The organism is Bordetella genomosp. 13, from assembly GCF_002119665.1.
GTDB lineage: Bacteria > Pseudomonadota > Gammaproteobacteria > Burkholderiales > Burkholderiaceae_B > Bordetella.
The window spans coordinates 3441213-3456468 of record NZ_CP021111.1 but is presented as its reverse complement, the minus strand read 5'-3'; the positions used below and the strand labels follow the sequence as shown (position 1 = coordinate 3456468).

Below are 15256 nucleotides of genomic sequence, written 5' to 3'. Positions count from 1 at the left end.
TCAGGTCGCCGGGTCCACGATCACGTCGGGAGTACCGGCGGCGATCCGCAGAATGGTCTCCGACTCGACGGCCGGCGAGGCGGGCGCGCGGTCGCCGTCCAGCGGCTTCAGCCTCTTGAAGCTGCACACCAGCTGGCTCGGCGTCAGCGTCACCACGGCAAAGCCCTGCGCGTCGGTCTCGATATAGCGCAGCCAGTTGGAGTTGAACTGCGTCAGCGTGTCGTTGAACGCGTTGGTGATCACGCCCGCGGCTTCGCTATAGATAAGCGGTTTGGCCGCCGAGAACACCGGGTTGCTATCCACCACGTTCTTGAAGTAGCTGAAGAACGAGTTGCTCGACACGCCCGCCGTGACCAGGTCCACCATCACGGGAACGGGCGTCGCCGCGTCGTAGTCGTCCATCACCGGCCCGGCGAAGAAGGCATGGATGTCGCCCGTCAGCGCCACCAGGTTCTGGATGTTTTCGTCGCGCACGAACGCCATCATGTCCTTGCGCTCGGCATTGAAGCCGTCCCACTGGTCGGCATTGAGCAGATACTCGTCCAACAGGATCGACGGCGGCAACTGGCCGTCCAGCGCGGCCGTGATGACGGCAATGTTCGCCGGCGGTACGTTCAGCGGAGGGGCGGCGAGCAGTGCGGAAAGGTTGGGATAGGTCGTCACAGGCTGCGCCCCGGTCTTGTCCGCGGCGGCCAGGTCCAGCACCAGTGCGGTAAGAATCTGGCCTGCCGCCGAGGAGAGGGCCGGCGTGGAGGCAACCAGCCCCTGCGTGAGAAGCGCTGCCACGGCCTGGATGCCGTTGAACTGCATGCGCAGCAGCGAGACTTCATTGCCCCAGAGATTCCATGTCGTGGTGCTGTCGCGCAGCTGCGTCTTCCACCACGCGCGCTGGGTATCGCCCAGGATCGACACGGGCGTCAGCGTGCCGCCCGCGGCGCCCATTTTCATCGCTTCCACGCCCGCCAGCGTTGCCTTGGGCACGAAATAGCGGCTGCCGATCTCGCTGCCGGCTTCCTGCTCCGGAAGAACGTGGTCGCTGCGATACAGGCGCTCGTCGGTCATCACCAGCGTGGCAAGGCTGCCGAAGCGGAAGGCGCGGTAGATCTGGATGTTGTCGAAGGACGGATCGTTCAGGTCCAGGCGCACGTCGGCCGGCATGAACTCGAACCAGGCCTGGTTCGCGCTGCGGCGGCGGCTGGTGCGCGGCGTCTCGTCCTCGCCCACCGCGTATGTCTGGCGGTCTTCCCAGCAATCGTCCGAGAACTCGTGGTCGTCCCAGATCGCGATCATGGGAAAGCGCGCATGCAGCGCCTGCAGGCGCGGATCCGAACGGTAGCTGCGGTACAGCGTGCGATAGTCGGCCAGCGTGGTCGCATAGATCGCGCCATCGTCGCGGCGCGTGCCATCGGGCAGCGTCAGCGCGCCATGGGCGCTTTCGACGACGCCGGTCTGGAAGGCCGCGTCCACCGTCTCGTACACGTAGTCGCCCAGGTGCACGATGAAGTCCAGGTCTTCCTTCAGCATCTCATCGAACGCGGCCCAATGGTTCACGCTCCAGTCCTGACAGGAGATGAAGGCGAAGCGCAGCTGCGCCACCGCGGCGCTGTCGGCGGGCGCGGTGCGCGTGCGGCCGATGACGCTCGCGTTGTCGCCGGCCACGAAACGGTAGTAGTAGTTCGTGCCGGCATCCAGGCCGGTGACCTTGTGGCGCACGGTGTGATCCCAATCGGGCTCGGCGCTGATGCGTTCGTTCACCAGCAGTTGCGTGAAAGCTTCGTCGCGCGCCAACTGCACGGTCACCGGAACGGCTGCGCCATCCTCGCCGATCACGCGGGTCCACAGGATGATGCCGTCCGGCCGCGGGTCGCCCGAGGCGATGCCTTGCGGATAGGTGTAGCGGGTCGAGCCGCCGCCAGCGCCGCCGTCGCCATTGCCGTTGTCATCGTCATCATCGTCGCTGCCGCCACAGCCCGCCAGGCCGGTGGTGGCGACGGAGACGGTGAGGAAGCTGCCCCATTTCAGGAATTTTCTGCGGTCCATGGATGTGTGCCCGATGTGATGGTCGATGAAGACGGGGCCGGCGCGTGGCGCGGCGGCCCGTTGCTGTATGTTTCCAAGCGCGGGTATTACCGCACCGACCTATTGCATCGGCGTGACAACAAAGGGCAGCCTACCCTGATTCGGGCATATGGCGCAGTTTGGTTTGCGCGGCCCGCAGTTCCTGCCGCAGCCAGAGGCGCAGGGCCCGCAGCGGAGGCCAATCGCGCAGCTCCGGCCTGTACGCAAGGTGGTAGGTCTGCGTGTCCTCATAAGGTACGGACAGGGGTGACAGCCGCACCAGCTTGCCGGCGGCCAGTGCGTCCGCGGCCAGTAGTTCGCGCGTCAATGCCAGGCCGATCTGCTGTTCCGCGGCTTGCAAAAGCAGCCCCGCATCGTTGAACACCGCCACGGGCTTCACTTGAGCACGTACGCCGGCCGCCTTGAACCACGCATGCCACAACTCGTCCTCGCCCAGCAGGGGTTCGCGCGTGTAAGCCTCCGGCGGTGCACCCAGCAGCCTGCGGGCGGCCGAGGGCGAGCCGACCACGATCCAGGGCAATGGGGCATCCAGCAAGGGCTCCGACTCGAGTCCATGCCATGGGCCGCGCCCATAACGTATCGCCGCGTGCAGCCCCGCGCGGTGCAGGTCCACCAAGTTTTGCGAGGCATCGATCTCCAGAGCCAGATGCGGATGCTGTGCGCGCCAGTCGCCCATGCGGGGCAACAGCCAGCGTTGCGCGAAGGAGGGCAGGACAGTGATGCGCAGCCGCTGCTCGGTGCCGCTGGCCACGGCGGCGGCCGCCTGCATGCCATCCTCCAGCAGGCCCAGTGCCGGCTGCACGCTGCGCAGCAGTGCTTCTCCCGCCGCGTTCAGCACCACGCCGCGGCCGCGTCGATCGAACAGCGCGAAACCGAGCTGCGTTTCCAGCGTCTTGATCTGCTGGCTGACGGCGCTATGCGTGAGATGCAGCGCCGCCGCGGCCGCGCGCAAGTTCTGCATTTCGGCCACGCAGCGGAAGACGGGCAGGGTGCTCAGGGGAAGACGCATATTGGTAAGGTTTCTCGACCGATATGGACGGAATATATCGATTTTCGACGCGGAAGTGGATGGATATTCTGACCAATAAGCCGCTCAGGCTACAGATCGAGGAGATATCCATGTCGACCGACCCCATGACCAGCACACCGCTGATCGCCATGCCTTGTCCCGAGCGCGGCGCTGCTCCGCGTCTACGTTCGCGCCTGGGCCGTTGGTGGGGGCGTCTCTGGGCCTTTGGCGATGGAGCGGGCTGCCACCGTACAGAGGTCCTGCATATGGACGACAGGCTGCTGCGTGACATCGGCGCGCCCAGTGACATGCGCGATGCAGCGTCGAGCGCGCGTGACAGGGCCGGACGCATCGGATGGGATGTGCAGCCGTGGTAGTCCCGGGAGTGCGGTATGCCAAAGAGGGCGGTATGTCAGGAGTACGGTATGCCAGGAATGCTGTATGCGGAGTATGCGAGAGAGGACACCATGCGTCTGACGCGTTGGTCGCAGGATGTCGTCGTGCCTACCATGAGGCACCGACAAGGCGTTCCGGCGCGATCCTGCGGCGCAGATAGGGCGTTGTTGCGTATGCATGGGGCCCCATTTGCATCCGCCAAAGCAGTTGTGCTATAGTTTCTGGCTCGGCAGTTGATTGCGACATGCATGCGCAGGTCTGAAGAAATTCAGATGCAGGCGCGGCGGTCAGGTTGGCAAGCCGAGGGTTGTGAAGTAGGTCAGGTCAGCGGTTCTGCGCAGTAGGGGCAGGGCGGCTTGGCGAAGCAGGGTCGGGTGGCGCGAGGCGCGGCCGGATCCGGTGGATGAAAGATCCGCCCGCTTCGCGAAGCGAAACAAGCTGATTTGACACGCTGAAAAAACTTCTTCATAATCTCGTTTCTCTGCTGCTGACACAGCAGCGGAGGCGAAAGTAGAAAGTGAAGTAGGCAAGACCAAGCAACAAACCCGCCGGTGGCGCGACGCAGCGATGCGATGTGTAGCCGGGCAGGCGCAGGCAGTACCCGCTCTTTAACAATTGAACAACCGATAAGTGTGGGCGCTTGATGCGTGTGCGCGGTACGGGCAACTGTACCGAAGCAAAAGTATCATCAAGCGCTCATATAGAAGTAAGGTTTTTAATAAACCTCACTTCCTTTGAGAAGCTAGCGAAGTCGTCTTGTGTTTTGTCTACGGATGGGATGCAAGGCGCGAAACAGAGATTGAACTGAAGAGTTTGATCCTGGCTCAGATTGAACGCTGGCGGGATGCCTTACACATGCAAGTCGAACGGCAGCACGGACTTCGGTCTGGTGGCGAGTGGCGAACGGGTGAGTAAAGTATCGGAACGTACCCAGTAGCGGGGGATAACTACGCGAAAGCGTAGCTAATACCGCATACGCCCTGAGGGGGAAAGCGGGGGACCGAAAGGCCTCGCACTATTGGAGCGGCCGATATCGGATTAGCTAGTTGGTGGGGTAAAGGCCTACCAAGGCGACGATCCGTAGCTGGTTTGAGAGGACGACCAGCCACACTGGGACTGAGACACGGCCCAGACTCCTACGGGAGGCAGCAGTGGGGAATTTTGGACAATGGGGGCAACCCTGATCCAGCCATCCCGCGTGTGCGATGAAGGCCTTCGGGTTGTAAAGCACTTTTGGCAGGAAAGAAACGGGCCCGGTTAATACCTGGGTCAACTGACGGTACCTGCAGAATAAGCACCGGCTAACTACGTGCCAGCAGCCGCGGTAATACGTAGGGTGCAAGCGTTAATCGGAATTACTGGGCGTAAAGCGTGCGCAGGCGGTTCGGAAAGAAAGATGTGAAATCCCAGAGCTTAACTTTGGAACTGCATTTTTAACTACCGGGCTAGAGTGTGTCAGAGGGAGGTGGAATTCCGCGTGTAGCAGTGAAATGCGTAGAGATGCGGAGGAACACCGATGGCGAAGGCAGCCTCCTGGGATAACACTGACGCTCATGCACGAAAGCGTGGGGAGCAAACAGGATTAGATACCCTGGTAGTCCACGCCCTAAACGATGTCAACTAGCTGTTGGGGGCTTCGGCCCTTGGTAGCGCAGCTAACGCGTGAAGTTGACCGCCTGGGGAGTACGGTCGCAAGATTAAAACTCAAAGGAATTGACGGGGACCCGCACAAGCGGTGGATGATGTGGATTAATTCGATGCAACGCGAAAAACCTTACCTACCCTTGACATGTCTGGAATCCCGAAGAGATTTGGGAGTGCTCGCAAGAGAACCGGAACACAGGTGCTGCATGGCTGTCGTCAGCTCGTGTCGTGAGATGTTGGGTTAAGTCCCGCAACGAGCGCAACCCTTGTCATTAGTTGCTACGAAAGGGCACTCTAATGAGACTGCCGGTGACAAACCGGAGGAAGGTGGGGATGACGTCAAGTCCTCATGGCCCTTATGGGTAGGGCTTCACACGTCATACAATGGTCGGGACAGAGGGCTGCCAACCCGCGAGGGGGAGCCAATCCCAGAAACCCGATCGTAGTCCGGATCGCAGTCTGCAACTCGACTGCGTGAAGTCGGAATCGCTAGTAATCGCGGATCAGCATGTCGCGGTGAATACGTTCCCGGGTCTTGTACACACCGCCCGTCACACCATGGGAGTGGGTTTTACCAGAAGTAGTTAGCCTAACCGCAAGGAGGGCGATTACCACGGTAGGATTCATGACTGGGGTGAAGTCGTAACAAGGTAGCCGTATCGGAAGGTGCGGCTGGATCACCTCCTTTAAGAGCTTAAGTGCGCGTGTTAAGCGTCCACGCTTATCGGTTGTTCGAGAAATGACTGCCCGGATTGCTTTAGGGGGTCTGTAGCTCAGTCGGTTAGAGCACCGTCTTGATAAGGCGGGGGTCGTTGGTTCGAATCCAACCAGACCCACCAGTCGATCAAAGGGGGATTAGCTCAGCTGGGAGAGCGCCTGCTTTGCAAGCAGGATGTCGTCGGTTCGATCCCGTCATCCTCCACCAAGACCTTCAGGCGCGTGAAGCCAGGCATAAAGCGCAACGATGAATGCTGTGAATCAGTATTGATCGTTGGGTTTTACACCAACAGTCATTTCGTTCTTTAACAATGAGGAAGAAGCACAACGTAAAGTGTTTCCGAGTAATCAGAGCCCACCAGGGGTGATGATGAAAGGGGATACGGGTTGTGATTGCATGATTTTAGTTCTCAAAAGTCTCAAAGTCGGCCAGTAGCAGGCAGTACCGGGGGGAAGCTTCCGGGGGTGGCGAAGGTCGATGAGCTTTGAATGAACGGCACAAGCGCGAACTCAGCACCTATAAGACTTTAGTGTTATAGGATCAAGCGACTAAGTGCATATGGTGGATGCCTTGGCGATCACAGGCGATGAAGGACGTGGTAGCCTGCGAAAAGCTGCGGGGAGCTGGCAAACAAGCATTGATCCGCAGATGTCCGAATGGGGAAACCCACTGCGCAAGCAGTATCCCTGGCTGAATACATAGGCCAGTGGAGGCGAACCGGGTGAACTGAAACATCTCAGTAGCTCGAGGAACAGAAATCAACCGAGATTCCGAAAGTAGTGGCGAGCGAAATCGGAAGAGCCTTTACGATTTAGCATTTTATCTAGCCGAACAGTCTGGAAAGTCTGGCCGTAGCAGGTGATAGCCCTGTAGGCGAAAGGTAGAGTGTGGAACTAGGCGTAAGAGAAGTAGGGCGGGACACGTGAAATCCTGTCTGAAGATGGGGGGACCATCCTCCAAGGCTAAATACTCGTGATCGACCGATAGTGAACCAGTACCGTGAGGGAAAGGCGAAAAGAACCCCGGAAGGGGAGTGAAATAGATCCTGAAACCGTATGCATACAAACAGTCGGAGCCTCTTTATGGGGTGACGGCGTACCTTTTGTATAATGGGTCAGCGACTTACATTCAGTGGCGAGCTTAACCGGATAGGGAAGGCGTAGCGAAAGCGAGTCCGAATAGGGCGTCCAGTCGCTGGGTGTAGACCCGAAACCAGATGATCTACCCATGGCCAGGTTGAAGGCACGGTAACACGTGCTGGAGGACCGAACCCACTAGTGTTGAAAAACTAGGGGATGAGCTGTGGATAGGGGTGAAAGGCTAAACAAATCTGGAAATAGCTGGTTCTCTCCGAAAACTATTTAGGTAGTGCCTCAAGTATTACTGCGGGGGGTAGAGCACTGTTATGGCTAGGGGGTCATGGCGACTTACCAAACCATGGCAAACTCCGAATACCCGCAAGTACAGCTTGGGAGACAGAGCACCGGGTGCTAACGTCCGGACTCAAGAGGGAAACAACCCAGACCGCCAGCTAAGGTCCCGAATTATCGCTAAGTGGGAAACGAAGTGGGAAGGCATAGACAGTCAGGAGGTTGGCTTAGAAGCAGCCATCCTTTAAAGAAAGCGTAATAGCTCACTGATCGAGTCGTCCTGCGCGGAAGATGTAACGGGGCTAAGCGATAAACCGAAGCTGCGGGTGTGTACTATGTACACGCGGTAGGAGAGCGTTCTGTAAGCCTGCGAAGGTGGCTTGTGAAGGCTGCTGGAGGTATCAGAAGTGCGAATGCTGACATGAGTAGCGATAAAGGGGGTGAAAAGCCCCCTCGCCGTAAGTCCAAGGTTTCCTGCGCAACGTTCATCGGCGCAGGGTGAGTCGGCCCCTAAGGCGAGGCAGAGATGCGTAGCTGATGGGAAGCTGGTTAATATTCCAGCACCGTCGTACAGTGCGATGGGGGGACGGATCGCGGAAGATCATCAGGGTGTTGGATGTCCCTGTTGCTGCATTGAAGAGGGCACTTAGGCAAATCCGGGTGCGTGACTCAAGGGTGTGGCGCGAGCGAGCATAGCTTGCGAAGTGATTGGAAGTGGTTCCAGGAAAAGCCTCTAAGCTTCAGCTGTACGAGACCGTACCGCAAACCGACACAGGTGGACGGGATGAATATTCCAAGGCGCTTGAGAGAACTCGGGAGAAGGAACTCGGCAAATTGATACCGTAACTTCGGGAGAAGGTATGCCCCGGTAGTGTGAAGCGCCTGCGCGCTTAGCATGATGGGGTCGCAGAGAATCGGTGGCTGCGACTGTTTATTAAAAACACAGCACTCTGCTAAGACGAAAGTCGACGTATAGGGTGTGACGCCTGCCCGGTGCCGGAAGGTTAAGTGATGGGGTGCAAGCTCTTGATCGAAGCCCCGGTAAACGGCGGCCGTAACTATAACGGTCCTAAGGTAGCGAAATTCCTTGTCGGGTAAGTTCCGACCTGCACGAATGGCGTAACGATGGCCACACTGTCTCCTCCCGAGACTCAGCGAAGTTGAAGTGTTTGTGATGATGCAATCTACCCGCGGCTAGACGGAAAGACCCCATGAACCTTTACTGTAGCTTTGCATTGGATTGTGAACCGGCCTGTGTAGGATAGGTGGGAGGCGCAGAAACCCAGTCGCCAGATTGGGTGGAGCCGTCCTTGAAATACCACCCTGGTTTGTTTGCGGTTCTAACCTTGGTCCGTTATCCGGATCGGGGACAGTGCATGGTAGGCAGTTTGACTGGGGCGGTCTCCTCCCAAAGCGTAACGGAGGAGTTCGAAGGTACGCTAGGTACGGTCGGAAATCGTGCTGATAGTGCAATGGCATAAGCGTGCTTGACTGTGAGACTGACAAGTCGAACAGGTGCGAAAGCAGGACATAGTGATCCGGTGGTTCTGAATGGAAGGGCCATCGCTCAACGGATAAAAGGTACTCTGGGGATAACAGGCTGATACCGCCCAAGAGTTCATATCGACGGCGGTGTTTGGCACCTCGATGTCGGCTCATCTCATCCTGGGGCTGTAGCCGGTCCCAAGGGTATGGCTGTTCGCCATTTAAAGAGGTACGTGAGCTGGGTTTAAAACGTCGTGAGACAGTTTGGTCCCTATCTGCCGTGGGCGTTGGATACTTGACGGAGCCTGTTCCTAGTACGAGAGGACCGGAATGGACGTACCGCTGGTGTACCGGTTGTCATGCCAATGGCATTGCCGGGTAGCTAAGTACGGAAGAGATAACCGCTGAAGGCATCTAAGCGGGAAACTCGTCTGAAGATTAGGTATCCCTGGGGGCTTGACCCCCCTGTAGGGTCGTTCAAGACCAGGACGTTGATAGGTCGGGTGTGCAAGTGCAGTAATGCATTGAGCTAACCGATACTAATTGCCCGTGAGGCTTGATCCTATAACTCTACAGTCTTGGGCAGGGAACAATCCCTGCCCCGGTGCAGCGCGCACCACGTGCCGGCGAGAACGCCGTGCAACACAACCCCATACACACACACTGTGCTTCTTCTTCAGAGCGGTTGACCCCAGCGTCAACGGCTCAACCCCTTACGCCTGACGACCATAGCAAGGCGGTCCCACCCCTTCCCATCCCGAACAGGACCGTGAAACGCCTTAGCGCCGATGATAGTGGATGTACATCTGTGAAAGTAGGTCATCGTCAGGCTCTTATCCCCAAAACCCCGTAGGCACCGCCTGCGGGGTTTTGTCTTTGCGGCGCCAGAACAGGCAGCCCCACCGCTACGCGGCATCACTAAGCGGCATCACGACGCGGCATCCACTGCTCGCGCCATCAGTGGGCAACTCGCAACCGCGCGGGAAGCCCCCGGTCCGATAAACCGCGGATCTGACAAGCACCAAGTAAAAGGCCATTCTCTCGAATAAAAGGCCATTCTCTCGAATGGCCTTTGTTGTCTGAGCGCAGTCCATGTCGGATGGCACTCTCAGTGCAGACCATGTTGATGCCCTCTCATTGCGCTCTCGACCAGCCCTTGGTCGTCTGTTGCGCGCGCAACGCCGCGCCGCAATGTCATCAGTCGTCCGCGCGGTCGGAGCGGGTTCCAGACGGCGTCGGCTCGGCATACGACTGCCGATCGATCCCATGCTTACGCAGCTTGTCGTAGAAGGTCTTGCGGGGCAGGCCTAGCGCCTGCAATGTGGCGCGGACGTCGCCGCTGTTTTCGGCCAACGCCTGGCGGATCAACTGCGCCTCGTACCGTTCGACGCGCCGGTTGAGGGGGAGGGGCGCCTCTTCGGGCTGGTCGTCCGCTTGCGCCTCAGCGGGCAATACGCCCAGCACGAACCGCTCCGCGTAATGCGCCAGTTCGCGGATATTGCCGGGCCAGTCATGCCGTTCCAGATGAGCTCGCACGGCGGCCGACATGGGTGGAATCTCGCGCCGGAAGCGGCGCGCGGCCTGGCCCACGTAGTGGGCAAACAGCAGGGGGATGTCGTCCCGGCGCTCGCGCAGCGGCGGCAGCGGCACCGTGACGACGTTCAATCGATAGTACAGGTCGTCGCGGAACTGGAACTGGGCGCGGACCGCGGCGTCACCCAGGTCCACCTTCGCCGCGGCAACCACTCGAAGGTCCACGTCGCGAACCTCGTTGGTGCCCAAAGGCGCCACTTGGCGATTTTCCAGCACGCGCAGCAACTTCACCTGCGCCGAGGGCGGCATGCTCTCTATCTCGTCCAGGAACAGCGTGCCGCCGCTGGCGTGCTCGATGCGGCCGATGCGCTTCTTCTGGGCGCCGGTGAAAGCGCCCGCCTCGTGGCCGAACAGCTCGCTTTCGATCACCGTCTCGGGCAGGGCTCCGCAATTGATGGCGACCAGCGGATGGTCGCGGCGCGGGCTGAGCTTGTGCAGCACGGTGGCGACGACTTCCTTGCCGGTGCCGGTTTCGCCTTCGATCAGTACGTCCACGTCCGCGCTGGCGACGTGGCGCAGCATGCTCTTGATCCGCTGCATGGCAGGCGTGGCGCCGATGAAGGCGAGATCGTCGAACTCGGATTCCAGCGCCGCCTGGCGCAGTCGCCGGTTCTCGAGCAGCAGGCGGCGCTTCTCCGCGGCGCGGCCCACCGCGGCCAGCAGCATATCCGCCGGATAGGGCTTGGCCAGGAAGTCGTAGGCGCCGTCGCGCATGGCCTGCACGGCCATGCCAATGTCGCCATGACCCGTGATGAGGAGGACGGGGATCTCGGCGTCGATGCCGCGCACGCGGCGAAAGAGTTCCAGGCCGTCCATGCCAGGCATGCGTACGTCTGTCACCACCACGCCGGGATAGGCATCGTCGAGCTGTTCCAGGGCCTGTTGTGCGTCGGCATGGGCGTGCACCTCGTATCCATGCAAGGCCAGCGTTTGCGCCGTGGCGCGCAGCAAATCGACGTCGTCGTCGATAAGCACGACGGGACAGCCGGATGGAAGAGGCGGCGCAGTCGCCGAGGATGCGTGGTCAGCGGGTAATGTCATTCGGTTCGGGCCCTGGCGCTGCCGCCAGCGTGACGGTGAATATGGCGCCGTGCGGCGTGGCATCCGCGGCATGCAGCGCCCCGCCGAATTCGGTAAGGATGTCGCGCGAGATGATGAGCCCCAGCCCCAACCCTTCGGGTTTGGTGGTCTGGAATGGCGTGAACAGGCGCTGGCGCAGATGCGGCGCCAGGCCGGGGCCGTTGTCCTGGATATGCACGAGCACGGCCGCCGCTCCCGAGGCCTCCGCCGCGGATGGCAAAGCGTCTTCCGTGCCGGCGCTGAAGCGCGTGGGCGCGGGCTCGCCTGCGCCCGCCGCGCGGCATCGCGGCGCTTCGACGATGATGTCGATACGCGGCTCGTCGGCTTCCAGCAATGCGTCCAGTGCGTTCTGCAGCAGGTTCACGAACACTTGCTCCAACCGCATGCGATCGGCCACCACCCACAGATCGGGCACGACGCCGGACTGGTGCAGTCGCACGTTCTGCCGCTTGATGCGGGGGCCGACCAGCAACAGCGCGCCCTCGAGCGCATCGTTCAGCAGCGTGGGCGCGATGCTGGCCGAGGCCTTGCGCGAGAAGGCGCGCAGCTCGCCGGTGATGCCGCCGATGCGGTCGGTGAGCGAGCCGATGGCGCGCAGGTTCTCCATGACCGCGGCATCCTGGCCGCGTCGGGCGAATTCGATCGTGTTGTCGGCGTAGGCGCGGATGGCGGCCGCCGGCTGATTGATCTCGTGAGCCACGCCCGCGGCGACCTGGCCCAGCAGCGCCAGCTTGTTGGCCTGCACCAGCTCGTCCTGCATGCGGTGCAGCCGCGCTTCGGCCTGCTGGCGTTCGTCGATCAACGTCTGCAGTTCGACGTTTGCGCGCCGCAAGTCCGCGGTACGCTGCAGCACCTGGCTTTCCAGCTCAGCCTGTACCGAGGCCTGAGCCTGCGCGCGTCGGCGCGACCGGCCGCGCAGGTAGATGACGAGGCTGGCGGCCAGGCCGAAGGCGATCAGGGCCAGCAGTGTGGCCAGTTGAGCATTGGCCGCGGCACGTTCGACGGCCGGTTGCACGGCGGATAGGGTGTGCAGGGTCCAGCCGTCCGACCCAGCGATCGGCCGGGCCGTATGCAGCAGGCTGGCGCCGGCAGGCTGCGCGCGGACGGGCTCGGCCACTCGCACGACGGTGCCGGCATCGTGTTGCCCGGATGGCAAGGCCGCGGGCACAAGATCGAAAGGCGCGTCGCCGAACTGCTGCTGCTCGCGCATGGCTTCGGTGGCCTCCGCCGGCAATGGGGCGGTGGCGCGATAGCGCCAGGCGGTGACATTGCCCATGAGCACGACGCCATTGCGGTCGGTGACGAACAGGACTTCGTCCAGCGCCTGCCAGTCCCGTTCCAGCGTGAGAAAGTCCATCTTCAGCACAATCACGCCCAGCAGACGCTCCGCCTGGCCGGAGACGCGGCGCGACAGGTACAGCCCGGGTTCGTGGCTTACGGTGCCCAGGGCGAAGTACTCGGCCTGGCCCTCGTCGACCGCGCGGCGGAAGTATGGGCGGAACTGATAGTCCACGCCGACGAAGGTGGCGGGCTCGTTCCAGTTGCTGGCCGCGATGGCCGTGCCGGAAGTATTCAGCAGATAGATCGCCGAGGCGCCCACGCCTAGGCTGAGCGCCTGCAGCTTCTGGTCGAGCTGCAGGATCCTGGCGGCGTCCGGCGCGGCCAGCGTGGCGCGGACTTCAGGATCCTGCGCCAGAACGAAGGGCACCGAGCGGAACTTGTCCAGACTGCTGCGCAGCGCCACGGTGTTCATCTGCGCCGACGCTTGCGCCTGAGTGGCGGCCTCGCGCAAGGCGCGTGCTCCGCCCCATTCTCCCGCCAGCGCCAGCAGGCCGAGCGCCGCGCCCGTCGCCAATGCCGCCGCGACGCTGCGCCCCAGCCAGCGGCGCACGGCGGCCCCCGGGCCGGCGCGCCTGGTAGCGGTGGCAGATCGGAGCGGGGTGGCAGAGGTATCCGAGGACGTCTGATGCGCGGCGGGAGGCGGGGGGATGTCTGAAGTCATGCGGTGCAAGCGCGCGCGGCCGGCCGATGCAGTCTCGTGCGGCTTATGGATGCCGGCGCTGAGGCGCACTGGGCCCCACGTTGTGCGGAATTTCTCACATTTTACACGTCGCCGTGCGGAGACCCGCCCAACGGCGTCATCGACGGCCGCGCACTAGGCTTCGAATATCTTTATTTCTCAAGGGTTTGTGAACCATCAACCGCGGATGGCAAAGCTGGCATGGACCTTGCATGGTGGTTCGGGTTGCCGCGCCCGCCGTGCGGCAGGATTTCAGAAGAAACGTCCGGATCGGCCCTGGCCGGCAGACCGGTTTTTGGTGGGGACACTCCCGATGCTAGACGCAAGCCAGGGCGCCGCCGCGCCCGTACGCAAACAAAAGTTCTACCAGATCCTTTACGTGCAGGTCCTGTTCGCCATTGCGGTGGGCATTCTGCTGGGGCATTTCCACCCGGTATGGGGCGAAGCCATGAAGCCGCTGGGCGATGGCTTCATCAAGCTGGTGAAGATGATCATCGCGCCGGTGATCTTCCTGACGGTCACTACCGGCATCGCCGCCATGAGCGACCTGAAGAAGGTCGGACGCGTGGTCGGCAAAGCCATGATCTATTTCCTGGTGTTCTCGACGCTGGCCCTCATCGTGGGCATGATCGTCAGCCACATCGTGCAGCCCGGGGCCGGCCTGCACATCGATCCGAAGTCGCTGGACTCGCGCGCGGTGCAGGACTACGTGACCAAGGCGCATGATTCCACCATCACCGGGTTCCTGCTCAACATCATTCCCAACACCATGGTCAGCCCGTTCGTGTCGGGAGACATCTTGCAGGTGCTGTTCGTCGCAGTGCTGTTCGGGATCTCGCTGGCCATGGTCGGCGAGCGCGCCCGGCCCGTGACGGCCTTCCTGACCACGCTGGCGCAGCCGGTGTTCAAGCTGGTCGCCATCCTGATGCGCGCGGCGCCCGTGGGCGCGTTCGGCGCCATGGCATTCACCATCGGCAAGTACGGCATCGGGTCGGTGGTCAACCTGGCCATGCTGGTCGCCACGTTCTACGCGACCTCGCTGCTGTTCGTGGTGTTCGTGCTGGGCGCGGTGGCGCGCTACAACGGGTTCTCGATCCTGCGCCTGATCCGCTACATCCGCGAGGAACTGCTGCTGGTGCTGGGTACCAGCTCGTCCGAGGCGGCGCTGCCCACGCTGATGCAGAAGATGGAGCGCGCGGGCTGCGCGAAATCGGTGGTAGGCCTGGTCGTGCCCACCGGGTACTCGTTCAACCTGGACGGCACCAACATCTACATGACTATGGCCGCGCTGTTCATCGCGCAGGCGTGCGACATTCCGCTCTCGCTGGGCGACCAGATCCTGCTGCTGCTGGTGGCGATGCTCAGTTCCAAGGGCGCGGCCGGCGTGACGGGCGCTGGCTTCATCACCCTGGCCGCCACGCTGTCCGTGGTGCCCACCATTCCGGTCGCCGCGATGGCGCTGATCCTCGGCGTGGACCGCTTCATGTCCGAATGCCGCGCGCTGACGAACCTGGTGGGCAATGCCACCGCCGCCGTCGTCGTGGCGCGCTGGGAAGGGGAGCTGGACAAGGATCGCCTGGATGCCGCGCTCAGCGGCCAGGCGTTGCCGGATGGTGCTGACGTGGCCGCCGATCACGGTCATGGCCGGGCGCACGCGCCCGCGCATTGACGCGAACGGGGCGACACGACCGATATCGCCATATGGCGGCCAGAGGTGAAAAGAATGAGCCGGGGTATCCGGCTCATTTTGCTGTCCAGCGCGATGGGGCCCGCGGCGCGGTATCGATCAATCTTTCGCCGATGGCTGTGCATCAGCTGCCGGCAGGGCTGTCGCAAGTGGCGGGATGTCCCGGAAAGATCGG

The 15256-nt window shown here is 61.7% G+C and carries 6 protein-coding genes, 2 tRNA genes and 3 rRNA genes; 7 read left to right on the top strand and 4 right to left on the bottom strand.

The window, feature by feature from the left end; all coding sequences use genetic code 11:
* A complete protein-coding gene (locus CAL15_RS15515; protein ID WP_086079423.1) occupies positions 1-2040 on the bottom strand; it encodes an alkaline phosphatase D family protein in 2040 nt (679 codons plus the stop codon).
* A 130-nt stretch (positions 2041-2170) separates the two neighbouring features.
* Entirely contained in the window at positions 2171-3088 is a 918-nt protein-coding gene (locus CAL15_RS15510; protein WP_086079422.1) for a LysR substrate-binding domain-containing protein, read from the bottom strand.
* Positions 3089-3147: 59 nt separating this feature from the next.
* Between CAL15_RS15510 and CAL15_RS15505 the strand changes: the two genes are divergently transcribed.
* From CAL15_RS15505 to rrf, 6 genes are all read left to right on the top strand, one after another.
* Positions 3148-3465, top strand: a complete 318-nt coding sequence (locus CAL15_RS15505) for a hypothetical protein (protein ID WP_086079421.1) — start codon at positions 3148-3150, stop codon at positions 3463-3465.
* Between the two features lie 820 nt (positions 3466-4285).
* Positions 4286-5816 (top strand): 16S ribosomal RNA (locus CAL15_RS15500).
* A 74-nt stretch (positions 5817-5890) separates the two neighbouring features.
* Positions 5891-5967 (top strand) — tRNA-Ile (locus CAL15_RS15495).
* Between the two features lie 10 nt (positions 5968-5977).
* Positions 5978-6053: transfer RNA gene (locus tag CAL15_RS15490), tRNA-Ala, on the top strand.
* A 331-nt stretch (positions 6054-6384) separates the two neighbouring features.
* Positions 6385-9265 (top strand): 23S ribosomal RNA (locus CAL15_RS15485).
* Positions 9266-9419: 154 nt separating this feature from the next.
* Positions 9420-9532 (top strand): 5S ribosomal RNA (gene rrf / locus CAL15_RS15480).
* The 16S, 23S and 5S rRNA genes sit together here with 2 tRNA genes alongside, the layout of an rRNA operon.
* 366 nt (positions 9533-9898) lie before the next feature.
* Here rrf and CAL15_RS15475 read toward each other — a convergent pair.
* Positions 9899-11335 (bottom strand): sigma-54-dependent transcriptional regulator, encoded by a 1437-nt coding sequence (locus tag CAL15_RS15475; RefSeq protein WP_086079420.1) that lies wholly within the window; start codon positions 11333-11335, stop codon positions 9899-9901.
* Entirely contained in the window at positions 11319-13265 is a 1947-nt protein-coding gene (locus CAL15_RS15470) for a sensor histidine kinase (RefSeq protein WP_232467985.1), read from the bottom strand. The genes CAL15_RS15475 and CAL15_RS15470 overlap by 17 nt, the downstream gene beginning before the upstream one ends.
* A 442-nt stretch (positions 13266-13707) precedes the next feature.
* Here CAL15_RS15470 and CAL15_RS15465 point away from each other — a divergent pair, with 442 nt between their 5' ends.
* Complete coding sequence (locus CAL15_RS15465) at positions 13708-15063, top strand: dicarboxylate/amino acid:cation symporter (protein ID WP_086079418.1); 1356 nt, start codon at positions 13708-13710, stop codon at positions 15061-15063.
* Positions 15064-15256: the final 193 nt, after the last annotated feature.

Coding starts and splice junctions, on each gene's coding strand:
- CAL15_RS15515 (WP_086079423.1), bottom strand. CDS start 2,040: ATGGACCGCAGAAAATTCCTGAAATGGGGCAGCTTCCTCACCGTCTCC.
- CAL15_RS15510 (WP_086079422.1), bottom strand. CDS start 3,088: ATGCGTCTTCCCCTGAGCACCCTGCCCGTCTTCCGCTGCGTGGCCGAA.
- CAL15_RS15505 (WP_086079421.1), top strand. CDS start 3,148: ATGGATATTCTGACCAATAAGCCGCTCAGGCTACAGATCGAGGAGATA.
- CAL15_RS15475 (WP_086079420.1), bottom strand. CDS start 11,335: ATGACATTACCCGCTGACCACGCATCCTCGGCGACTGCGCCGCCTCTT.
- CAL15_RS15465 (WP_086079418.1), top strand. CDS start 13,708: ATGCTAGACGCAAGCCAGGGCGCCGCCGCGCCCGTACGCAAACAAAAG.